Raw genomic sequence first — 23974 nt, 5'->3', positions numbered from 1 at the left:
ACATTAATGGAAAAAGGAGCGTGTTAATAATGCTCCTTTTTTATTTGCATTTCCCCGACAATCAGGATTGAGATATACCCGTAATTTTAAATTCGACGGTTGTGATATAACCAATCGCGGGTATTTTTTCAAAGCGCCATTTTCTCATCGCCTTTTTCACTTCCCTTTCAAAAACATTGGGTGGATTAGCGCCAATCACTTCTATATTTTTTACCCGTCCATCTCCATCAATATCATATTTGACTTTCACATAACCTTCGGTGCCCAATGCTGAAGCTCTGGATGGGTAGACAGGTAACGCTTTACTTAATGCTCTTGGCCCATTCTGCGGTTTAACCACCGGTTTATTCTGATTATTATCAGTACGGTTAGCCAATGCATTCTGATTAAACAACGGCTTTTCCGGTTGTTCAGCCCTCTTTTCAACGGGTTCAGATTGCTTTTTAACAACCTTTTTCTTCACTTCCGGTTTCGGCTTCTTCACCTCTGGTTTTGGAATTACCGGCTCTGGAACAGGTTCCGGCTCCTCTGGCTCTGATTCAGGCTCAGGCGCTGCCGGCTCTGAAACAGAAGCTTCCTCGGCAGCTAACTGAATCATAGCAACAGACATAAGTGCAGCATCAGGCTGCTTTTCCGGTATTGCAGAACAAAAAAGTGCGGCAGCAACAGAAACGTGTAAACAAACTGACAACAATATTGGCCAATGTATCCAGCGCATAAGGGAATTCTTGATTAGCAGCATAATAGTCAATCCTCGAATGACTGCTAGTTTAAATGCAAATAGCAATCATATTCAATAAAGATTGTAGGTGAGCGTGAATATAAGGCCAAAAATATTATTTTTTCAATGTATCCATTCGCCATGCTGAACAAACAATAAAGCTCGACGCTGTTTATAACCATCTAATTTACGCAGTGAATAAATACGCAAATTACGTCTTGACTGCCCTTCCAGCCAACGGCGACGGCGGTTGAAATTCTGGCGTAATATCCGCCACCGCCCTACTTCATTCCGACTACGTTTCATAAAACCTACCTATAAAAACATCACGCTCATTATAAGCCTTTAAAAAAGATATCCAAGGCGTATCTGGATAGTACTTTTTATATCAATAATGCGAAATGACCAATATCAAGTATGATGCTTGCAGTATATTTGCCGATTTTTTGGTAAATTCACCAAGTTAATTAGATCGTTTATATACCCTATTGATTTCAAGATGCATCGCGACGGCAAGGGAATGAATCCCCGGGAGCATAGCAAACTATGTGACCGGGGTGAGTGAGCGCAGCCAACAAAGAGGCAACTTGAAAGATGACGGGTATATATCGAGTCTTGAGGAAACCATGTTAAACGCCACCAAAGATGTCTGAACAAAACAGGATTGATTGCCGAATATGACAACCTTTTATTCCGTCCTAAGTTGGCTTGCTATTTTCTTTTATTGGCTGATTGTTGCCAGTATCACTTTACGCATTCTGATAAAACGCCGGCCTGTCACTTCTGCCATGACCTGGCTGCTGATTATTTATATCCTACCCTTAGTTGGAATCATCGCTTACCTGTCATTTGGTGAGCTGCATTTGGGAAAACGCAGAGTTGAACAAGCAAAAGCCATGTGGCCTTCAACAACCGTATGGCTTGAAGAATTGCGCAAATCTCGTCATATCTTCGCCACAGAAAATAGCGAAGTCGCGACACCGCTATTCCAGCTTTGCGAACGACGGCAAGGGCTTGCGGGTGTTAAAGGTAACAAGATCCAACTACTGACAACCTATGACCATTCACTAAAAACCATTATCAAAGATATTGAGAATGCCAAACACAGTATTGATATGGTGTTTTACATCTGGCAAACCGGCGGCTTGGTTGAACAAGTGACGGATGCTCTTATGGCCGCAGCACACCGAGGAGTCAGATGCCGTATTATGGTGGATTCAGCCGGTAGCTGGTTATATTGCCGTAGCCAATACCCGGATATCATGCGCAAGGCAGGAATTGAATTTGTTGAAGCTTTGCGAGTCAATATATTCCGTTTATTTCTACGCCGTATGGATCTGCGCCAGCATCGTAAAATTATCTTGATAGATAATTATATCTCTTATGCCGGCAGTATGAATATGGTCGATCCACGCTTCTTTAAACAAGATGCCGGCGTTGGGCAATGGATCGACATTATGGTACGAATGGAAGGGCCGGTTACCACGACTATGGGGGTTATTTACGCTTGTGACTGGGAAATGGAAACAGGTCAGCGTATCTTTCCGCCATCACCAGATAACAATATCATGCCATTTGAACAGGCCAGCGGACACACAACTCAGGTTATTGCATCCGGCCCCGGATTCCCTGAGGAATTGATTCAACAATCTTTAATGACGGCTATTTTCTCTGCCCGTAAGCAACTGATTTTAACTACCCCTTATTTTGTTCCCAGTGATGACCTGACAAATGCTATTTGCACCGCAGCTTTACGAGGGGTTGAAGTTATTGTTATCGTTCCACGCAGAAATAATTTCTTCTTAGTTCGTTGGGCAAGCCGGGCATTTTTTGCTGAACTATTAAACGCCGGTGTTAAGATTTATCAGTTTGAAGATGGATTGCTACATACCAAAAGCGTTTTAGTTGATGGCCAACTCAGTATGGTGGGTTCCGTTAATCTTGATATGCGTAGCCTGTGGCTAAATTTTGAAATTACCGTGGTTATTGATGATGAAAACTTTGGTCATGATCTGACGCTGGTGCAATACGATTATATCGCCCATTCCACATTGCTGGAAATCAATGAATGGGAGCAACGCCCTTTGTGGCATCGGATTATTGAGCGTATTTGTTACTTTTTTAGTCCACTACTGTGATCAATACCCTCGTCTTTACAAGACGGGGGTATCAATCAATACTTCATCATGTTTTAATTCTTCATCACGACCCACAAATAAATCAATATGGACAACAGATCCTCACAAACTATGGATTTAGACCTCAATAACCGAATGACAGAAGATGAAACCCTTGAGAAAGCCTATGACATCTTTCTTGAACTGGCTTCGTTCAACCTTGATCCCGCTGATATTCTGCTATTTAGCTTGCAATTCGAAATACGTGGCGGCGCAGAATTATTGCCCCCTTCTGATGAGTGGCTTGAACACGTGGATTTCACTCCAAACCCCGATTTTTTTGCCGAAGTCATTATCGGGCTAGCAGAATCTGAAGATGCCGAGATCAACGATGTTTTTGCCCGTATCCTCATTTGCCGGGAAAAATCTCACCTGATTTACCATATTTTGTGGAAAGAGTGAAAAATTAAAGTCAGTTATTTTGATCTGCTCTTTTTTCTGCAAAAAATGAGAGCTACCCGTTTTAATGCAGGTCTGAGTCCTGATATAAAACCCCAAAAGTAACTCTCACATTGAATGTCTTACAAAGTTCCTCAATAACTACAATTGATTAACCTTAACGACAATCGATCAATCTTAACTACAGCGGATCAACCTTCAAACAAGACACAGCATGGCGGAAACTCCCTTCCATCAATGGCCGTGTTTTAGCACATTCAGGATCTGCCATTGGGCAGCGTGTACGAAAAACACATCCTGATGGCGGGTTGATGGGTGATGGTAATTCTCCTTCCAACAATTCAATATGCTTATCCCGTTCTTTATCTGGATCAGGCACCGGCACTGCCGACATCAACGCTTTGGTATAAGGGTGCTGTGGATTATGATAAACCTCATCATAAGTGCCCAATTCCACCGCATGCCCGAGATACATCACCAGTACACGGTCAGATATGTGCTTAACCACCGCCAAATCATGGGCGATAAAAATTAGCGACAGCCCCATTTCCCGTTGTAATTCCTGCAATAGGTTCACTACCTGAGCCTGAATGGATACATCAAGTGCAGATACCGGTTCATCGCAAATCACCAACTTAGGTTCAAGAATAAGCGCACGAGCAATCCCGATACGTTGGCACTGACCGCCAGAGAATTCATGCGGATAGCGGTTAATTAGATTCGGCAGTAATCCAACCTTCATCATCATGGTTTTTACCCGCTCTTTAATTTCTGGCCCTTTCATCTTTGGATGATAGGTACGCAATGGCTCAGCGATAATATCGCCAATCGTCATTCGCGGGTTTAAGGATGCTAATGGATCTTGGAATATCATCTGGATATCACTACGAATATCCTGCCACTGCTTATCATTCATATCCAGCAAGCTTTTTCCCAACCACGTCACCGAACCACCGGAAGATTTGACCAATCCGATAATTGCACGAGCAAAAGTCGACTTACCGCAACCAGACTCACCAACCACACCAAGAGTTTCCCCTTCGTATAACCTTAATGTGACGCCATCAACCGCTTTCAAGGTCTTTGTTGGTTGCCAAAACCACTGTTTGCCATCTTTGATATCAAAGTGAACTTTCAAATCTGCTACTTCCAGCAGCACACGTCTTTCTTCAATCGGACTCATACCAATTCTCCCGGTGCTTTAAAACAAGCTCGCAAACGTCCGTTGCCAAATGTCTCCAACCCTGGCTCACAATTTATACAACGATCTACTGAAAACTGGCAGCGTGGCTGGAACGGACATCCTTTCGGCAACCGTAATAAGTTGGGCGGATTTCCGGGAATGGTCGTCAGTGACTCTTCATCACCATCAAGACGCGGAACAGCATTAAGCAGGCCAATAGAATAAGGATGGGTGGGTTGATAAAATACTTCACGGGCCGAGCCATATTCCATTGTTCTCCCCGCATACATCACCAACACTTTGTCACAAATACCTGCAACTACGCCCAAATCGTGAGTAATCATAATAATCGCAGTATTAAATTCTCGTTTCAGTTCATTCAGTAAAGTCATAATCTGAGCCTGAACCGTGACATCAAGCGCGGTCGTTGGTTCATCAGCAATCAACAATTTTGGTCGACATAACAACGCCATTGCGATCATCACACGCTGACGCATTCCACCAGAAAATTCATGAGGATACATCCGCATTCGCTTAAGCGCTTCTGGCATTTTGACGGCATCCAGCATCCGTATCGATTCAAGGTATGCCTCACTTTTACTCATATGCTTATGCAACATCAATACTTCTGTCAGTTGATCGCCGATACGCATATAGGGATTGAGAGATGTCATTGGGTCCTGAAATATCATTGATATCTCTTCCGCTCTCATGCGGTTAAGCTTTTTTTCTTCAAGGTTAAGAATTTCCCTGCCATTAAAAATAGCGGAACCGCCAATTTTGCCGTTTCTGGCAAGTAGCCCCATCAAAGCAAAAGCGGTTTGTGATTTGCCCGAACCAGACTCCCCTACAATTCCCAGAGTTTCCCCCGCTCGTAAATCAAAATTCAGCTTATTCACCGCTGTCACATCCCCGTCAGGGGTACTAAAAGTCACGTCCAACTCTTTAACAATTAACAACGGCTCAGAACTTTTCTGGTTTTTAACGCTGTCCATGTTACCTCCTTAACGATCTTTCGGATCGAGGGCATCACGCAAGCCGTCGCCGATAAAGTTAAAACAAAACAGTGTCACCACCAGAAAACCGGCAGGAAACATCAGCAACCACGGGGAAACTTCCATCGAATTCGCACCATCACTTAACAATGCGCCCCAACTGCTTAACGGCTCTTGAGTTCCCAATCCCAGAAAGCTAAGAAATGATTCAAACAAAATCATGCTTGGCACTAATAAAGATGCATAAACCACCACCACTCCCAATACATTAGGGACAATATGGCGCAGCACAATATGACGGGTTGGCACACCACACACCAACGCCGCTTCAATAAACTCCTTACGTTTCAAGCTCAGTGTCTGACCGCGGACAATACGCGCCATATCCAACCATGACACCATGCCGATAGCGACAAATATCAGAAAAATATTCTGTCCGAAGAAAGTCACCAACAGGATCACAAAGAACATAAATGGAAATGAATTCAAAATTTCCAGCAGACGCATCATGACTGAATCTATTTTTCCGCCCATATAGCCGGATAATGATCCATATAATGTTCCGACGACTACCGCCACCAAAGCGGCTGCCACCCCAACCATCAACGAAATGCGCCCCCCAATGGCAACACGCACCAACAAATCACGACCGGAAGAATCAGTACCAAAATAGTGACCCGATTCAAAATCAGGCTGCATCGACATCATGGCCCAGTCAGTATCGTCATAAGTAAATTGAGCTAACATCGGCGCCAGGATCACAAACAAGGTAATCAAAGATAACAGACACAAACTGGCAATCGCTGCCCGGTTGTGAATAAAACGACGCCGTGCATCCTGCCACAAACTACGGCCTTCAATTTCTAATTGCTCAGAGAAATTTTCCAAAGCTTCGCTGTTTTGTTTATTAACTATCATTGCATGCTCCAATCTTAATAACGAATCTTCGGATCGATAACAGCGTACAGCACATCAACAATCGCATTGAACAGAATAGTCAAACTGCCAACTAAAATAGTCAGACTTAACACTAACGAATAGTCACGGTTCAATGCCCCATTAACAAACAACTGCCCTATTCCCGGTAACCCGAAGATTGTTTCAATCACCATCGAGCCGGTGATGATGCCGACAAAAGCCGGTCCCATATAAGAGATAACCGGTAACAATGCGGGTTTTAAAGCATGGCGGAAAATAATAATGCGCAATGGCAACCCTTTGGCTCGCGCAGTACGAATAAAATTAGAGTGCAGCACTTCTATCATCGAACTCCGGGTAATACGGGAAATACTGGCGATATAGGCCAAAGACAGCGCTACCATCGGCAAAATCATATACTTAGGCGCCCCGCCATTCCAGCCTCCTCCCGGCAGCCATTTAAGATGAATAGCGAACCCCAACACCAGTAACGGCGCCACGACAAAACCTGGAATAACAACCCCCGTCATGGCGAACCCCATAACCGTATAATCCCATTTGGTATTTTGGTTAAGTGCAGCAATAACCCCGGCGCTGACCCCCAAGACAACCGCCATGATAAATGCCGAGGCACCTAATTTAGCCGATACTGGAAATGCTGTTGCTACCAGATCGTTAACCGAGTAGTCCTTATATTTGAAAGAAGGCCCAAAATCTCCTTTAGTGAGTTGAATTAAGTAATCAAAATATTGTTTATAAATTGGGTCATTCAAATGATATTTCGCTTCAATGTTTGCCATCACTTCTGGTGGCAATTTCCGCTCACCAGTAAATGGGCTGCCCGGCGCCAACCGCATCATGAAAAACGAAATAGTAATAAGAATAAAAAGTGTCGGGATCGCCTCTAAACAACGGCGTAAAATAAACTTAATCATCGCCCGTTCCTATGTGTTGGCCCTTAACCCTGGCCTTAAAATAATTTGACACTAAAGCAGCCCTTTCCGGGCTGCTTTACAACGATTAGTGTTTGATAATATAAAAATCTTTGGTGTGTAAATTATCCAAAGGATCTTTCCCTGTATAGCCACCAACATAGGGCTTCACTAACCGGGTATTCACATAGTAATAAAGGGGGACAATAGCCGAATCTTTATCTAACTGCGCTTCTGCTTTCTGATAAACCGCAGCACGTTCATCATCTGTCGCCACTTTCAGAGATTCTTTCATCAGCTTATCAAACTCATCACTCTTATAATGAGATGTGTTATTACTACTGTAAGAAAGCATTGAATTCAAGAATGAAGAAGGTTCGTTGTAATCCGCACACCAGCCAGCACGGGCTACGTCATAATTACCCTGATGTCGAGTATCGAGGAAAGTTTTCCACTCTTGGTTTTCTAAACGAACATCAGCACCTAAATTTTTCTTCCAAACAGAAGATACAGCGATTGCAATTTTTTTATGCAGATCAGAGGTGTTATAAAGCAAGTTAAATTTCAATGGATTATCTTTATTATAACCTGCTTCGGCCAGTAATTTCTTAGCTTCTTGGTTGCGCTGTTCCTGACTCCAACCAGTAAACCACACTGGTTTTGTTTCTTTAAAACCATCAGTAAACGGCGGTGTATAACCGGAAGCAGGAATATCACCCTGTGCTTTGACTTTATTGGTCACAATATCGCGATCCATAGACAATTTCAGTGCAGTACGGACGCGGGGATCATTAAATGGGGGTTTTTCGTTATTAATTTCGTAGTAGTAAGTACATAAATATGGGTTAATATGCAACTCGTTCGGGCTCTCTTTTTTCAGCTTCTGGAATAGCTCAATCGGTAAATTGGCATAAGTCATATCAATTTCGCCACTGCGATAGCGGTTTACATCCGTGACCTCTGACGAAATTGGTAGGAAAGTAACCTGATCAATAACGGTATTTTTGTTATCCCAGTATGTCGGGCTACGCTCCATCACAATACGTTCGTTGACTATCCAATTTTTTAGTTTATAGGCCCCATTACCGACAAAATTCTGTGGCTGAGTCCATTTTTCGCCATATTTTTCTACCGTAGCTTTATGCACCGGAGCCATTGAAGAGTGAGCTAAAAGTTTTGGCAGATAAGGAACCGCTTCGCTCAATGTAAGCTGCAATGTATAGTCATCCAACGCCTTTACTCCCAAAGTATCTGGTTTCTTTTTACCACTAATGATGTCATCAATATTGGTGAAATGGGCATACTGGAGATAACTTTCATAGGGAGAAGCAGTATTGGGATCAGCTAAACGTTGCCAACTGTAAACAAAATCATGCGCTGTGACAGGATCACCATTAGACCACTTAGCCTCTTTACGCATATGGAATGTCCAGACGGTGAAGTCTTTATTCTCCCAACTGGTCGCAGAACCCGGTAAAATTTCACCATTCGGGCCAACGATGACAACACCTTCAAACAGATCGCGTGCCAAATGTGATTCTGGTACCCCTTCAATCTTATGTGGATCTAACGATTGCGGCTCAGAGCCGTTATTACGGACTAAAACCTGTTTATCAGCTAATTGAACACCTTCAGGCACTTTTGCAGCAAAGACCTGACTTGCGATTATCATACTCAGTGCAGCGCTGATGCTGACAGTAAGTAGTTTCTTTTTCGTTGTGTTTATCATCTTTTTCTACTCCAATTTTATACCGTCAGATTTGTTATCAGCCGACGGCCCAGAAATAAGGGGTGAATTACCACCTGCATACAAAAGGAACGATTTTGTTTGCAGGGTCTCAGTAACTCTTTTGAATAAAGCTATTGTCTAATTTTTTATCATATACAGTCGCTTAATATCCATATAATCCAATGGGTCTTTCCCTGAAAACCCTCCCACTGATGGGCTAACAAGCCGTACACTTACCCGGTAATAAACGGGAATCAGCACCGAGTCTTTATCCAATTGAAACTCGGCTTGTTGGTATAATTTCTTACGCTCAATAGCATCCTTAGCGATTAATGCCTGTTCCAGATAGCTATCAAAATTTTTATTCTGATAAAAAGTCGTGTTATTGCTGCTGTCTGACAACAACATATTTAAAAATGCGGTAGGTTCATTGTAATCAGCACACCAGGTCGCTCTGGTCACCTCATAATTCCCTTGATGGCGGCTTTCAAGAGAAGTTTTCCATTCCTGATTCTGCAAAATCACATCCGCTCCTAGATTCTTTTTCCACATAGAAGCGGCGGCAATAGCCTGCTGTTTATTTTGCTCAGATGTGTTGTATAACAATGTGAACTTCAATGGATTCGCCTGATTGAAACCGGCCTGAGCCAACAATTCTCTCGCGCGTTTATTACGCTGCTCCTGTGTCCAATTAGCCCATTCTGGTTTAGCAAAATCGCCGCCCCCGATAAATGTTGGCGTAAAACCATAAGCCGGTATTTGCCCCTGCCCCATAATTTTCCCCGCAATAATATCCCGGTCAAGAGTTAGCTTGACTGCTTCGCGGACTCTGGCATCAGTAAACGGCGGTTTTTTATTGTTGATTTCGTAATAAAACGTACAGAGATAAGGGCTGACGCGAACCTGATCGGGGATATCTTTTTTCATTTTCTGATACAGAGTCGGCGGAATGACGCTGTGGGTGATATTTATCTCTCCACTCCGATAGCGGTTAATATCACTGGTTTCAGATTGAAGAGGTAAGAGAGTCGCTTGATCAATAACTGTTTTTGCATTATTCCAATATCTAGGGTTGCGTTCGAGCACTATCCGCTCATTGACCACCCACTCTTTCAACGAATACGCCCCATTACCGACATAATTTTCTGGCAGCGTCCATTTATTGCCCCATTTTTCAACCACATCCTTTTTCACCGGTTTCATTGCCGTATGGCTGAGCATACTGACGAAATAAGGCACAGGATGCGTCAGAGTCACCTGTAAACGATGATCATCCAACGCCTTTACGCCCAACTGATCAGGAGATTTTTTACCTCTCAGAACATCACTAATATTTTCAACATAAGCATATTGAAGATAGCTAGCATAAGGTGAACCCACTTTTGGGTCAGCTAACCGTTGCCAGCTATAGACAAAATCGTGGGCAGTGACAGGCGTTCCATCACTCCATTTAGCATTATCACGCAGATAAAACGTCCATACTTGGGAATCCTGATTTTCCCAATGGGTCGCAACGCCTGGCACAATTTCTCCCTCAGAACCCGTCCTCACTAACCCTTCCAGGAGATTAAGAATAATGTTGCTTTCTGGTACTCCTTCAACTTTATGTGGATCAAGCGAGGCAACTTCGGTGCCATTATTAATAATAATTTGTTGTTTATCCGCAAGTTTCACACCATCTGGAAGTTCAACGGCAGACACGGCGGTAACAAGAAACGCTGATAATAAAAATATACAGGAAATAAACTTATGTAATTTTAATTGTTTGATCTTCATTTTTTACCTCCAGTTTGATGGATCTGTTCATTCAACATATCCCATCAAGGCCGGTATCTTCACATTATTTAGCCCAAAGTAACGGATTAAATATTAAAGGCAACTTATCATATCTATTGTTAAAATATCGCTCTCATATTGTAAAAATCATCCTTACAAGCAACTTAGTACGACTTATTACATTAATTGATAAAACATCCCAAAATTCATTATAACAAATTGATATGTATAGCATTATTAACTTAAAACTTAACTAAAATAGTAAACAAAGCTAGACCAAAGATGAAAATAAACATAATTTTAACAAATTGCAATCAATGCAAATTAAAAACCTACATTCATCACAAAACTGTGGTGGAAGCAACCAGTTACACATCGAACTAACAGGAAAGAATAATTTAGAAAAATATTGGGTTATTTGTATAAAATTCAGGAAGTACCGGTAAAAGAAAGGAGAAAAGCCTATGAAATAGGCTTTATAATAAAAATGATAAGAATATTATAATTTGTAATTTCACTAGAATGAAAGCTAACACCTTTTATCGTAAATCATATCAAAGCAACCCTGGGAATAGCGCTCTGATCCCTGTCACAATCAGTTCAATTCCCAAAGACATCAATAGCAGTCCCATAATTCGGGTGATAACGTTAATGCCTGTTTGCCCAAGATATTTGACGACTAAAGGTGCAGATCGAAATAATAACCAGCAGCAAAGCGCAAACAACGCGCTGGTAATCATCAAACCAATAAAATTCTGCCATCCCTGATAACGAGAACTCCAGACAATACAAGAACTGATTGCACCGGGACCTGCCATTAACGGCAATGCCAGCGGCACAACACCAACACTTTCTCTAACGGCTGTTTCTGATTTTTCCTGCTTATTCTGTTTGTCCTCTCCAAGTTTACCGTTAATCATCGACATCGCGATGGTCACAACCAAAATCCCACCAGCAATACGAAAAGAGTCAATGGAAATGCCGAACATACGCAGTATCGAGTCACCTAACAGCAAAGCTGTCCATAAAATGATGGCAACAGAAATATTGGCAATAAAGTTAGTTCTATTACGAGCCGATTGGGCTTGGTAGTGAGTCATACTGATAAAAACCGGCAAAATACCAACAGGATTGACCAGTGCAAACAGCCCAACAAAAAACTTAATGTAACCAGGCAGATCCAGCAGTAAGTCACCCACAAAGAACCTCTATTGAGTTACGCTGTGTTGTTAAAAACATTCTCATGATTGCTCTCCCAAAAACCATAGAAAACTTAATTTTTTCTTCACCTTATACTGGCGAAGTTCTCTTTTCCATCGACCACAACGCATTTTTTAATTTAAAATATCTTATATAACAAGTTGTTAACCCGATATTTTTATTAGATTAAAAATTCAACTTCTTAACGCTATTTACAACCCAATCAATAATAACTATCACTGACCCAAGCTGAAAGGAATCAGCTTGGGGATTTATGTGATTAAGATCAATATATATTTAATACCAAATGGTAACCTGTAGTTACCAAAAAATCACCAAGTTAAATAGTCTAAAAAATACTTATTCATTGATATTAAAAGATTTTTAATATTTTTCAGGAGTACTTCTTTATGACTGTAACTCATGTTACTGAACTGAACGAACTCGTTGCCAGGGTAAAAAAAGCACAACGTGAATTTGCTAACTTTTCTCAGGAGCAAGTTGACAAAATCTTCCGCGCAGCGGCCCTTGCAGCGGCAGATGCACGTATCCCTTTAGCAAAATTAGCCGTAGCAGAATCCGGTATGGGCATTGTCGAAGACAAAGTAATCAAAAACCACTTTGCTTCCGAATATATCTATAACGCTTATAAAGATGATAAAACCTGCGGCATTTTGTCTGAGGATAAAACATTCGGCACCATCACTATCGCCGAACCTATTGGCTTAATCTGCGGTATCGTGCCAACCACCAACCCAACATCTACTGCTATTTTTAAGGCCCTCATCAGCCTAAAAACCCGTAACGGTATTATTCTCTCACCCCACCCACGCGCCAAAAAAGCAACAACTAAAGCAGCAGAATTGGTTCTATCCGCTGCGGTTGCCGCTGGTGCGCCAAAAGATATTATTGGCTGGATTGATGAACCCTCCGTTGAACTTTCCACTGCATTGATGCACCACCAAGACATCAATCTAATCCTGGCGACCGGTGGCCCAGGTATGGTAAAAGCGGCGTACAGCTCTGGTAAGCCCGCAATCGGCGTCGGTGCCGGTAACACCCCGGTTGTCATTGATGAATCAGCTGATATTAAACGTGCTGTTGCATCTATTCTGATGTCTAAAACCTTTGACAACGGCGTCATCTGCGCTTCAGAGCAATCCGTTATCGTGGTGGATGCAGTGTATGATCAGGTGCGTAAACGTTTCTTTACTCATGGCGGTTATCTGTTACAAGGCAAGGAACTGAAAGCTGTTCAAGATATCATTCTGAAAAACGGGAGTCTAAATGCGGAAATTGTTGGTCAATCTGCAACAAAAATTGCCGAAATGGCAGGCATTAATGTTCCTGAAAGGACCAAGATCTTGATTGGAGAAGTGAGTTTGACTGATAAAGTAGAACCCTTTGCTCACGAAAAATTGTCTCCACTGCTCGCTATGTATCGTGGTAATAGCTTTGAAGATGCCGTAGAAAAGGCAGAAAAATTGGTTGAAATGGGCGGAATTGGTCACACTTCCTGCTTGTATACCGATCAGGACAATCAGGCGGCACGAATCAAGTATTTCGGCGATAAAATGAAAACAGCTCGTATTCTCGTGAATACTCCTGCTTCTCAGGGCGGTATCGGTGATCTCTACAACTTCAAGCTTGCTCCCTCTCTGACACTAGGTTGCGGCTCTTGGGGAGGAAATTCCATCTCTGAAAATGTCGGGCCCAAACATCTCATCAATACCAAAACCGTGGCGAAAAGAGCAGAAAATATGCTGTGGCATAAACTTCCGAAATCAATTTACTTCCGTCGCGGCTCCCTGCCTGTGGCATTAGAAGAAATTGCAACCGACGGTGCAAAACGCGCTTTTATCGTAACAGACCGTTTCTTATTTAATCATGGTTATGCTGATCAAGTCACTGATGTGCTGAAATCCCATGGGATAGAAACAGAAGTTTTCTTTGAAGTTGAAGCAGACCCTACCCTAAGCACTGTTCGTAAGGGTGCGGAACAAATGCACTCATTCAAACCGGACATCATTATTGCCCTGGGGGGAGGGTCCCCAATGGATGCGGCCAAAATTATGTGGGTGATGTATGAACACCCTGAAACTCATTTCGAAGAGCTAGCTCTACGGTTTATGGATATCCGTAAACGCATCTATAGATTCCCCAAAATGGGGGTTAAAGCGAAAATGGTCGCCATTACCACAACTTCCGGCACCGGTTCTGAAGTGACGCCATTTGCAGTTGTCACTGATGATGCAACCGGTCAGAAATATCCACTGGCTGATTATGAATTGACGCCTAATATAGCTATCGTTGATGCCAATCTAGTCATGGATATGCCGAAATCACTCTGTGCTTTTGGTGGGTTAGATGCCATCACTCACGCTTTGGAAGCTTATGTATCAGTCTTAGCAAACGAATACTCTGACGGACAAGCACTGCAAGCGCTAAAACTACTGAAAGAGTTCCTCCCAACCAGCTATCATGAAGGGGCCACTAACCCAGTTGCCCGTGAACGGGTTCATAATGCAGCAACTATTGCAGGGATTGCATTTGCTAATGCTTTCTTGGGGGTATGCCACTCTATGGCGCATAAACTGGGTTCTGAGTTCCATATCCCGCATGGCCTGGCTAACGCATTGCTGATTTGTAATGTTATTCGTTATAACGCTAATGATAACCCAACCAAACAGACTGCATTCAGTCAATATGATCGCCCACAGGCCCGCCGTCGTTACGCTGAAATTGCCGATCATCTCGGTTTATCTGCTACTGGTGACCATACTGTCACAAAAATTGAAAAACTGTTAGCCTGGCTGAAAGAGCTCAAGTCTGAGCTAGGTATCCCGACATCTATCCGTGAAGCAGGCATTCAAGAAGCTGACTTCTTGGCAAAAATTGATAAGTTATCTGAAGATGCCTTCGACGACCAATGTACCGGTGCTAATCCGCGCTACCCGCTGATTTCTGAGCTAAAACAATTGCTGTTGGATTCATACTATGGACGAGAATTTACAGAAACCGTTGCAACAGAAAAAAGCCAATAAGAACAAATTTATTAACTGATTAAATACCACTTAAGGGTGCTGATATCAGCACCCTTTAACTTACCGCTGCTCTATTCTTAATACAAACTCTCAAACAGAGCATCCGACCGCTTCACAGAAAGTCTATCCATTACATGCTGTCTTTTCTGTTTTTCCTCGCCTCACTAATAGCATCCATATAGTGCTTACGGCAAACAGACACATATTTTTCATTGCCACCGATATCAACTTGTTCACCATCATAAATGACCGCACCTTCGCTATCAAAACGTAATACACGGTTCGCTTTGCGTCCACAATAGCAAATAGTTTTTAATTCAACTAACTTATCAGCCCACGCCAGAAGATACTGGCTACCACTGAAAAGCTCGCCTCTGAAATCAGTTCTCAGCCCATAACAAAGAACCGGAATATCATCGTAGTCGGTCACCTTACATATCTGTTCAATCTGTGCTTTCGTGAGAAAATGGCACTCATCAATAAGCACACAATGCACTTTTGCCTGCTTATTTTCATTTCTGATCAACTCACCAATATCTGTCTGTTGACTAAATAGAAGTGCATCAGAAGATAATCCAATCCGAGAATTGACTTTTCCATTTTCAAACCGGGTGTCAATTTCCGCGGTAAAAACCAGCGTTTTCATCCCTCTTTCATTATAGTTATAAGAGGATTGCAACAAGGATGTCGATTTTCCAGCATTCATTGCGGAGTAATAAAAATAAAGTTGAGCCATCAACCCTGCCCCTTAACAAAATTTATAAAGCCATATAGTCAGATGAGTTTACCATAAACTTGAGTTGTGATTATCCATCTCAGTAAGCTGCACTGGTTGATATACCGAAATATTTAGCTTAGTGATGTCTTAATGATTCATGACCACCATCACACCAGCCGAGTAATAAAGCGCATTTGAATGACAAATGTTCATGTTTAAATTAAAAAATGAAAGCCAGTCTGATTTGTTGCATATCGTATGCAAATTAATAATGTGCGTGATTTACTTCCAGAAAACGGTAACAGTAAATCAACGATAACTCATGGATTAGTCATAAGTTTTTTTTAACTTAGTATTATCCTGCTTTATCAGGTATGATAAGAAACAGTTAAAATTACTTACCGATTTAGTATATACCTAGTTTATAAATTAGAGAGATTATCATGTCCCCTCTTTGTTAAAGGTACCCTGAACATGTTATTGGGGAATGACAATCGAAATAGCTGTATAAAAAGCGCTATATAACTTTTGTAAAGAAATTACGTTTAAAAAAAAGAGCCATTTTATCGGAATATGAGAAATTGACTATTGCAGAAAATAAAATAGCATTCTATTATTATATCCACATCCGCCATCATCATTAATAATTTGAGACCAGGACAATGAGCGATTTAAAAACCCTAAATAACATCCGTACTTTACGAGCCCAAGCAAGAGAATGCCAACTTGAGTTCTTAGATGAAATACTTGAAAAACTGACCGTCGTTGTTGAAGAACGTCGTGAAGAAGAAAGTCAGGTACAAGCTGAATTAGAGGAACGTACACGTAAATTGGAAGAAGTTCGTAAAATGATTCTTGACCAAGGAATTGATCCAAGCGAATTGCTTCAGACAATGAGCTCCGGCAAATCTGCTGGTAAAGCAAAACGTCCCGCACGTCCAGCTAAATACCAATATGTTGATACAAATGGTGAAACTAAAACTTGGACTGGCCAAGGACGTACACCTGCTGTTATCAAAAAAGCAATTGAAGAAGAAGGAAGAACACTGGAAAGTTTCTTACTCTAATCCATTGTTTTTCAAGTTAATTTAATTAAAAACACCCTTTTAAAATAGAAGGGTGTTTTTATTATAAAACAACTTAGCTGACAAAAGAATTAACGTCTATCGTATAAGCGAGATAAGTATCTTTGAGAAGAATTTAGTCGAGTTGCCCGTTTTTTGTATCATTTCTTTATGGTAAAGCAAGGCTAGTTACTCACTTAGCCAATGCCTAGATAAATTAATAATCAAACAGACACAACTATTTACTTCTCTCTGGTCACTGTCGTTGATTCAATAGATAAGGAGCCAATGGCTCCTTATCTTATTTAGACTTATGATAGAAACTCAAATACCACTCTACAAACTGCTTCACACCCTGCTTCACAGATGTATTTGGGGCAAACCCTATTTTTTGGAAAATGTCACTTGAATCAGCACAGGTCGACAGAACATCACCATCTTGCATGGGCATAAAATTTTTCTTAGCCAGAATGCCTAATGATTCTTCTATTGCTTCAATAAAATCACCTAGTCTAGTTGGTTGACCATTACCAATATTATAAATACAGTAAGGGGCAGAGCTGGCAGATATTTGCCCATCTTCAACCATCCAGCTCTCATTTGGTGTGGGAATGATGTCTTGCAATCTGATTATTGATTCAACGATATCATCTATATACGTAAAATCTCTAACCATATTACCGTGGTTATAAACATCAATAGGCTGCCCTGATAACATGGCCTTGGTGAACTTAAATAAAGCCATATCAGGACGTCCCCACGGACCATATACTGTAAAGAAGCGCAAGCCTGTCGTTGGCAACTGATAAAGATGAGAGTAACTGTGAGACATTAATTCATCTGATTTTTTCGTTGCCGCATATAGTGAAACTGGATGATCAACCGAATCATTTGTAGAAAACGGTTGCTTTCTATTTAATCCATAAACAGAACTAGAAGAAGAATATAATAAATGCTCAACATTATTATAACGGCAACCTTCCAGGATATTGATATGCCCTATTATATTCGAATCAATGTAAGCCATTGGGTTTTGCAACGAATAGCGAACACCCGCCTGAGCTCCCAGATGGATAACCCGCTGAAATTGGTGTCGCGAAAAAAGATCGGGAATGGCTATTCTGTCAGCTAAATCTAGCTTTTCAAATTTAAAACCTGACTTATCAAATAATAGATCTAACCGTGCTTGTTTGAGACTCACATCATAATAGTCATTAAGGTTGTCGATACCCACAACCTCATGCCCCATTTGCAATAATCTCTGGCTCACATGAAAGCCAATAAAACCAGCAGCACCTGTGACTAAGAATTTCATTGTATTACTCAGATAACCGGATTAATGGATGCACCACGACCAATCCCATAATAAATAAAACCTCGGGATTGCAGGCGTTCAGGATCATAGAGATTCCGGCCATCAAAGATAACCGGCGTTTTGAGAGACTCTTTGATGACATCAAAATCTGGCGCACGAAAACTTTGCCATTCAGTACAAATGATCAAGGCATCGGCTCCCTTAAGCGCTGCTTCTTTAGTCCCCATCAATAATAAATCATCACGCTGACCATAAATACGCTGAGCTTCCTGCATCGCCTCAGGATCGTAAGCCTGTATTTTGGCTCCGGCCTGCCATAATGCTTCCATCAAAACACGGCTTGATGCTTCACGCATATCATCGGTATTCGGTTTGAACGATAATCCCCAGACCGCAAACATCTTACCGGATAAATCCTCCCCGAAATGACGTTTGACAAAAGAAGGTAATTTACTCTTTTGCAGCTCATTCACTTGTTCTACAGCAAGAAGAATCTTGGGTTGATAGCCAATTTGCTCTGCGGTACGAATTAACGCCTGCACATCTTTCGGAAAACATGAGCCACCATAACCACAGCCCGGATAGATAAAATGATAGCCAATACGGGAATCAGAACCCATTCCTTGACGAACATGCTCAATATCAGCGCCAAGCATCTCAGCTAAATTAGATATCTCATTCATAAAACTGATTTTCGTTGCCAACATACAGTTAGCAGCATATTTAGTCAGTTCTGCACTGCGGATATCCATCACAATCATACGATCATGATTACGGTTAAATGGCTCATACAACTCACGTATCAAGTCAACGACTCTGTCGTTGTCACACCCAATAATAATCCGCTCAGGGCGCATACAATCTGCAACAGCGGCCCCTTCTTTGAGAAACTCCGGGTTAGAAACCACATCAAATGGGATATCAATATTGCGTTTACGCAGAGTCTCATTGACAACCGCATTAACTTTATCTGCTGTACCAACAGGAACCGTAGATTTATCAATAATAACTTTATAGCTATCCATGTACTCCGCAATAGTACGGGCAACGGCGGAGACATACTTCAAATCCGCTGAACCATCTTCATCGGGAGGCGTACCTACCGCAATAAACTGTAACTTACCGTGAGCAACACCGGCTTTTGCATCAGTGCTGAAATTCAGACGGCCTTCTTCATAATTCTTCTTAACCAGTGGCGCTAAACCAGGCTCAAAAATGGGGACTTGACCATTTTTCAGGTTCTCAACTTTATTTTCATCTACATCAATGCAAAGGACATCATGCCCTACTTCAGCTAAAACCGTAGCCTGAACCAGGCCAACATAGCCAATACCAAATACTGTAACTTTCATATGATACCTAAAAATTTCCACAAGATTATTCTTTAGCTTGATCCTGCAAAGCCACTAACCAATCAGTAAACTCTTTGCCTAAAGCATGATGTTTCATACCATATTGGACAAACGCCTGCATATAACCAAGCTTATTACCGCAATCATGGCTTACACCCTGCAAATGATAGGCTTCCACAGGCTCCCTTTCTATTAACATGGCAATTGCATCAGTGAGTTGAATTTCATCACCGGCACCTGGCGCTGTTTTTGCTAATAATGACCAAATTTTCTCGGACAACACATAACGGCCAACAATGGAAAGATTTGACGGCGCTTCTTTAGGTTGAGGTTTTTCAACTACGCGCTTAATTAGCTTGCTGTCGCCGGGTTGCAGATTTTCTCCCTGGCAATCGACAATACCATAACTGGAAACATCTTCATGAGGTACAGGTTCTACTAATATCTGGCTGGCTCCCGTTTCATTATAACGAACCAACATCTCGCTCAGATTATATCTGGTCAGATCTGTACTGTATTCATCAAGAATAACATCAGGCAGTATCACAGCAAAAGGTTCATCACCGATTAAAGGCTTGGCACATAACACCGCATGTCCTAATCCTTTAGCAATTCCCTGACGAGTTTGCATAATAGTGACATGACTTGGGCAAATAGATTGAACTTCGTCCAATAACTGACGCTTCACCCTTTTCTCAAGGATAGCTTCTAACTCAAAACTGGTATCAAAATGATTTTCAATTGAATTTTTTGATGAATGAGTCACCAAGATAATTTCATTAATGCCAGCGGCAATACATTCATTAACAACATACTGAATAAGAGGTTTATCTACTAAAGGTAACATCTCTTTAGGAATTGCTTTCGTAGCAGGTAACATCCTCGTTCCCAAGCCTGCGACTGGAATAACGGCTTTCTTTACTATTTTGTCTACTGATAGTTTGTCTACTGATCGTTTTTCTACTGATGGCATTAACCTTTCTCCCGATGTTTTTTGGCTGAAACAAATCCGTCTTCAACTCAAAATCAGTGCCAATTCTTTAATAAGGTATCACTATTACTGATTATTTTGTGTCAATAAACCGCGCACACGAACAGCACGCAGGAACCAATACATACAAAAGTTCACTGCTTCGTTCACCCTTCTGACCACTCAAAAAGTTATCACTTTTATCTGAGCAGTGCTAAATCCGCTCTTTGTACTAAAGAGCGGCAAATAAAATAGCCTGATTAGATAGATTTCCAAGCATAATAGGCGGAGTATACCAGCTAATTCTCTTCGATAAACATCACCATTCTGCTTAATTACATTACCGTGACTTGATGTTTAAAATCCATTTTAAACAAAATTCCACCTTGGTAATATTCACCCAAAATACATTGAAGAAAGCATCAGATTTATTTGACTATTTGTATTCCAAATCCGACATTGCCATTCAGCACTATGAGAACAAACTTGGTTCGAACAAATCGTTCTCAATGTCCCAAGAGGAACACCACTGTCTAATTGGATTTGGCGATTACCCGACTTAATACTGGCATGTAACCCCGCAGAAGTGAGCAGAACCGTTTTATTGATTGTATGATAATATCCAAGCAGCAATGGAAATTGCCCTTGTAACCCTGCACCTTCCAGTAACTTATTAATTCTATTTAGAATGCCTTCCATATTGGGTAAACGTCGGGAATGGTGGATGATATGCTCTTGTAACAAACTATTAAATATGACTCTAAGTAATAATGCTGAAATCACACCATACTCTTTTGAACGGCTAATATCTAGACAATAAAAAGCTAATTCATTGTCAGATAACGCCGCCATATCGAGAATTAATCCTGGATTATCAATCATATTTAATTTTCGGTAATTGACTTTACAGTGGGCAATCACTTGAGAAACTGGGGGTTGCAACTGCTTAAGCATATTTAATGCTTCATCTGAATTATGCTTTAGGGTTAACCAATCTTTATTCAAGTTATTCTGTTCAATCGCACCAGACATAAAGACCGTAGGATGTAAATAGGCCAACACCGATTTTTTTATCTCATTAAGATCTGAAACTGGTTTTAATAAAACATCTTTTGCACCCAAACGAAGCACTTCATCAATTTCGGCCATCTTGTTAGTTGCTGAAATAATAATAACTGGAATGCTAATACCCTCATTCGTCAATTTCGCAATAAATTCAATGCCATTCATGACCGGCATATCTAAATCACATAAAATAAGTTCAACATGAGCTTCGCGTCCTAGCACCTGTAGTGCAACAGCGCCATTAGATGCGACTAATACCTTAGCGCCCAACGTTCGCAAATACCCTGCCAGCAAAGAACAAAAAACAGGTTCATCCTCCACAATCAGAATTTTTTTGCCTGCCAATGCCTTTTCCATAAATACGCTCCCTTACCTTAATATTGCGACCTTCACCTTTTCTTAGGTACTATCACTCATATTAGTTCAATTAAGTGACTATCATTTGTTCTCTTACGTTTCTTTGCAATAGAAAACCCATAAAAATGGTATTTCACCCTTTACAATTGGAGTTATTTTGACAGAGCTATGTCCTTGTGGTAGTGGAATAGATTTTGCGGATTGCTGTTCCCCTTATCTCCAAAACATAAAATTTGCCCAAACTGCCGAATCACTGATGCGTTCCCGATACAGTGCCTATGTAAAGCACAACGCCGATTATCTAATTACCAGTTGGCATCCTGACTGCCAGGCTGAAAAGTGGCGTTTAGATATAGAACAAAGTTTTATTGTTACCCAGTGGCTCGGACTACATGTCATTACAACTGAAAAAGGCGAAAATGATAACGAAGCCTATGTTGAATTTTCAGCTTGCTTTCTTGATCAGAAATCCCAAGATAAGCAACTTATTCATGAGCGTTCACGTTTTCTTCGTATAGACCAGCGTTGGTACTATATTGATGGTGTAAAACCTATTGATGGCGTAAAACCTCAAACTGGCCGTAATAGCCCCTGCCCATGTGGTTCGGGTAAAAAATACAAAAAATGTTGTGGTTAAGACCCATAAACAGAAAACGCAAAATATTTAAGGATAATCCCATTCATGCAGCACCAACATATACAAAAGAAAATTTTACGCACTATTTGCCCTGATGCCAAAGGACTGATCGCCAAAATTACTAATATTTGCTACAAACACCAACTGAATATAGTTCAGAATAATGAATTCGTCGATCATCGTACTGGCCGCTTTTTTATGCGTACTGAGCTTGAAGGAATTTTCAATGATGAGACATTTCTTGCTGATTTAGATGATGCACTGCCGGTGGGCTCTCAACGGGAATTAAATAGTTCGGGGCGTCGACGTATTGTCATTATGGTGACAAAAGAAGCGCATTGTCTTGGGGATTTGCTCATGAAAAGCGCTTATGACGGGCTTGATGTTGAAATTGCGGCGGTTATCGGCAACCACGCAACATTACAATCATTGGTTGAACAATTTGGCATTCCTTTCCATTTAATCAGTCACGAGGGTTTAACCCGTGAACAACACGATGAAAAACTGATTGCACAAATTAACCAATACAAACCTGACTACGTGGTATTAGCTAAATACATGCGAGTACTGACACCAGAATTTGTCCAGCATTATCCAAATCAGATTATTAACATTCACCACTCCTTTTTACCTGCATTTATCGGGGCGCGTCCTTATCATCAAGCTTATGAGAGAGGGGTAAAAATCATCGGAGCAACAGCGCATTATGTAAATAATAACTTAGATGAAGGCCCAATTATTACTCAGAAGGTCATTAACATAGACCATACATACACTGCTGAAGATATGATGAGAGCGGGCCGGGATGTTGAAAAAAATGTTCTGAGTCATGCTTTATATTGGGTTCTTGCTCAGCGGGTTTTTGTTTACGGCAACCGTACTGTAATTCTTTAAAGCTGAATTAATTGGGACAGCGAAACAACAATGCGGCGCTTGCGACGCATTGGCCCGCAAGGCGAGGAACGCAGTGACGAGTCATCCTTCCCCCTCCACCAACAAACAGACCGCTTATTTGCTCACAACAAGATCAATAAGGGTGGAAAATCAACATATAGTCACTTATTTTTAAATATCTACTTTACAGCAGCGGTTCATCTGATATGATTCCGTCCGCTGTAAGCAACAGCGATACTTCTCAAAATCTGGTGGGGTTCCCGAGCGGCCAAAGGGAGCAGACTGTAAATCTGCCGTCACAGACTTCGAAGGTTCGAATCCTTCCCCCACCACCATAAATATCCTTCAGGCCTTACAAAAACAAACCCAATAAGAACATACTCCTCATTCGGGGGAAGGTGAGAACCTTCGCTAAGGTTCGAGTTGAGCGTAGCGAAACAACAATGCGACGCTTGCGGCGCGTTGGCCCGCAGGGCGAGGAACGCAGTGACGAGTCATCCTTCCCCCACCACCATAAATATCCTTCAA

20 protein-coding genes, 1 tRNA gene and 1 other RNA gene are annotated in these 23974 nt (G+C 41.5%); 8 read left to right on the top strand and 14 right to left on the bottom strand.

What is annotated here, in order from left to right; all coding sequences use genetic code 11:
- Positions 1-61: 61 nt before the first annotated feature.
- Together tonB and LG003_RS01655 are read right to left on the bottom strand one after the other, a co-directional pair.
- Entirely contained in the window at positions 62-742 is a 681-nt protein-coding gene (gene tonB / locus LG003_RS01660) for a TonB system transport protein TonB (RefSeq protein WP_112875878.1), read from the bottom strand.
- Between the two features lie 102 nt (positions 743-844).
- Complete coding sequence (locus tag LG003_RS01655; RefSeq protein ID WP_112875877.1) at positions 845-1027, bottom strand: YciY family protein; 183 nt, start codon at positions 1025-1027, stop codon at positions 845-847.
- Between the two features lie 371 nt (positions 1028-1398).
- Between LG003_RS01655 and cls the strand changes: the two genes are divergently transcribed.
- Entirely contained in the window at positions 1399-2859 is a 1461-nt protein-coding gene (cls, locus tag LG003_RS01650; RefSeq protein ID WP_112875876.1) for a cardiolipin synthase, read from the top strand.
- A 111-nt stretch (positions 2860-2970) separates the two neighbouring features.
- Positions 2971-3300 (top strand): HI1450 family dsDNA-mimic protein, encoded by a 330-nt coding sequence (locus LG003_RS01645; protein WP_112875875.1) that lies wholly within the window; start codon positions 2971-2973, stop codon positions 3298-3300.
- Positions 3301-3478: 178 nt separating this feature from the next.
- Here the strand turns inward: LG003_RS01645 and oppF are convergent, their stop codons facing one another.
- The 7 genes from oppF to LG003_RS01610 all read right to left on the bottom strand — a co-directional run bounded on the left by oppF (position 3479) and on the right by LG003_RS01610 (position 12029).
- Positions 3479-4480, bottom strand: a complete 1002-nt coding sequence (oppF, locus tag LG003_RS01640; protein ID WP_112875874.1) for a murein tripeptide/oligopeptide ABC transporter ATP binding protein OppF — start codon at positions 4478-4480, stop codon at positions 3479-3481.
- A complete protein-coding gene (gene oppD, locus LG003_RS01635) occupies positions 4477-5475 on the bottom strand; it encodes an ABC transporter ATP-binding protein (protein WP_112875873.1) in 999 nt (332 codons plus the stop codon). Before oppD ends, oppF begins: the two co-directional genes overlap by 4 nt.
- A 9-nt stretch (positions 5476-5484) precedes the next feature.
- Positions 5485-6393, bottom strand: coding sequence for an oligopeptide ABC transporter permease OppC (gene oppC / locus LG003_RS01630; RefSeq protein WP_112875872.1), 909 nt, complete (start codon positions 6391-6393; stop codon positions 5485-5487).
- Between the two features lie 14 nt (positions 6394-6407).
- A complete protein-coding gene (gene oppB / locus LG003_RS01625) occupies positions 6408-7328 on the bottom strand; it encodes an oligopeptide ABC transporter permease OppB (RefSeq protein ID WP_112875871.1) in 921 nt (306 codons plus the stop codon).
- 85 nt (positions 7329-7413) lie between these two features.
- A complete protein-coding gene (oppA, locus tag LG003_RS01620) occupies positions 7414-9054 on the bottom strand; it encodes an oligopeptide ABC transporter substrate-binding protein OppA (RefSeq protein WP_112875870.1) in 1641 nt (546 codons plus the stop codon).
- Between the two features lie 138 nt (positions 9055-9192).
- The gene (locus tag LG003_RS01615; protein WP_112875869.1) at positions 9193-10830 is read right to left on the bottom strand and encodes an ABC transporter substrate-binding protein; all 1638 of its coding nucleotides are present in this window, start codon (positions 10828-10830) and stop codon (positions 9193-9195) included.
- 554 nt (positions 10831-11384) lie between these two features.
- Positions 11385-12029 carry a YchE family NAAT transporter gene (locus LG003_RS01610; protein WP_112875868.1) on the bottom strand — a complete coding sequence of 215 codons (645 nt, stop codon included), beginning with the start codon at positions 12027-12029 and terminating at the stop codon, positions 11385-11387.
- A 411-nt stretch (positions 12030-12440) separates the two neighbouring features.
- Here LG003_RS01610 and adhE point away from each other — a divergent pair, with 411 nt between their 5' ends.
- Positions 12441-15074 carry a bifunctional acetaldehyde-CoA/alcohol dehydrogenase gene (gene adhE, locus LG003_RS01605; RefSeq protein ID WP_112875867.1) on the top strand — a complete coding sequence of 878 codons (2634 nt, stop codon included), beginning with the start codon at positions 12441-12443 and terminating at the stop codon, positions 15072-15074.
- Between the two features lie 130 nt (positions 15075-15204).
- On the opposite strand, the gene LG003_RS01600 is transcribed toward adhE, so the two are convergent.
- Positions 15205-15810 carry a thymidine kinase gene (locus LG003_RS01600; protein WP_112875866.1) on the bottom strand — a complete coding sequence of 202 codons (606 nt, stop codon included), beginning with the start codon at positions 15808-15810 and terminating at the stop codon, positions 15205-15207.
- 644 nt (positions 15811-16454) lie between these two features.
- Here LG003_RS01600 and hns point away from each other — a divergent pair.
- Complete coding sequence (gene hns / locus LG003_RS01595) at positions 16455-16859, top strand: histone-like nucleoid-structuring protein H-NS (RefSeq protein WP_112875865.1); 405 nt, start codon at positions 16455-16457, stop codon at positions 16857-16859.
- Between the two features lie 298 nt (positions 16860-17157).
- On the opposite strand, the gene LG003_RS01590 is transcribed toward hns, so the two are convergent.
- The 4 genes from LG003_RS01590 to rssB all read right to left on the bottom strand — a co-directional run bounded on the left by LG003_RS01590 (position 17158) and on the right by rssB (position 21915).
- Complete coding sequence (locus tag LG003_RS01590) at positions 17158-18171, bottom strand: NAD-dependent epimerase (protein WP_112875864.1); 1014 nt, start codon at positions 18169-18171, stop codon at positions 17158-17160.
- Positions 18172-18179: 8 nt separating this feature from the next.
- Positions 18180-19523, bottom strand: coding sequence for a UDP-glucose dehydrogenase family protein (locus LG003_RS01585; protein ID WP_262980025.1), 1344 nt, complete (start codon positions 19521-19523; stop codon positions 18180-18182).
- A 25-nt stretch (positions 19524-19548) separates the two neighbouring features.
- Complete coding sequence (galU, locus tag LG003_RS01580) at positions 19549-20496, bottom strand: UTP--glucose-1-phosphate uridylyltransferase GalU (RefSeq protein WP_112875862.1); 948 nt, start codon at positions 20494-20496, stop codon at positions 19549-19551.
- A 393-nt stretch (positions 20497-20889) separates the two neighbouring features.
- Positions 20890-21915 carry a two-component system response regulator RssB gene (gene rssB, locus LG003_RS01575; RefSeq protein ID WP_112875861.1) on the bottom strand — a complete coding sequence of 342 codons (1026 nt, stop codon included), beginning with the start codon at positions 21913-21915 and terminating at the stop codon, positions 20890-20892.
- Positions 21916-22072: 157 nt separating this feature from the next.
- Here rssB and LG003_RS01570 point away from each other — a divergent pair, with 157 nt between their 5' ends.
- From LG003_RS01570 to LG003_RS01555, 4 genes are all read left to right on the top strand, one after another.
- Positions 22073-22552 (top strand): YchJ family protein, encoded by a 480-nt coding sequence (locus LG003_RS01570; protein WP_112875860.1) that lies wholly within the window; start codon positions 22073-22075, stop codon positions 22550-22552.
- Positions 22553-22597: 45 nt separating this feature from the next.
- Positions 22598-23446 carry a formyltetrahydrofolate deformylase gene (purU, locus tag LG003_RS01565; protein WP_112875859.1) on the top strand — a complete coding sequence of 283 codons (849 nt, stop codon included), beginning with the start codon at positions 22598-22600 and terminating at the stop codon, positions 23444-23446.
- Between the two features lie 250 nt (positions 23447-23696).
- A tRNA-Tyr gene (locus tag LG003_RS01560) sits at positions 23697-23781 on the top strand.
- Between the two features lie 43 nt (positions 23782-23824).
- Positions 23825-23960, top strand: a non-coding RNA gene (locus LG003_RS01555) — RtT sRNA.
- Positions 23961-23974 lie beyond the last annotated feature (14 nt).

It is taken from the genome of Photorhabdus kleinii (assembly GCF_025384885.1).
Lineage (GTDB): Bacteria > Pseudomonadota > Gammaproteobacteria > Enterobacterales > Enterobacteriaceae > Photorhabdus > Photorhabdus kayaii.
The sequence above is the reverse complement of the archived record's forward strand: the minus strand, read 5'-3'. Positions and strand labels throughout refer to the sequence as shown.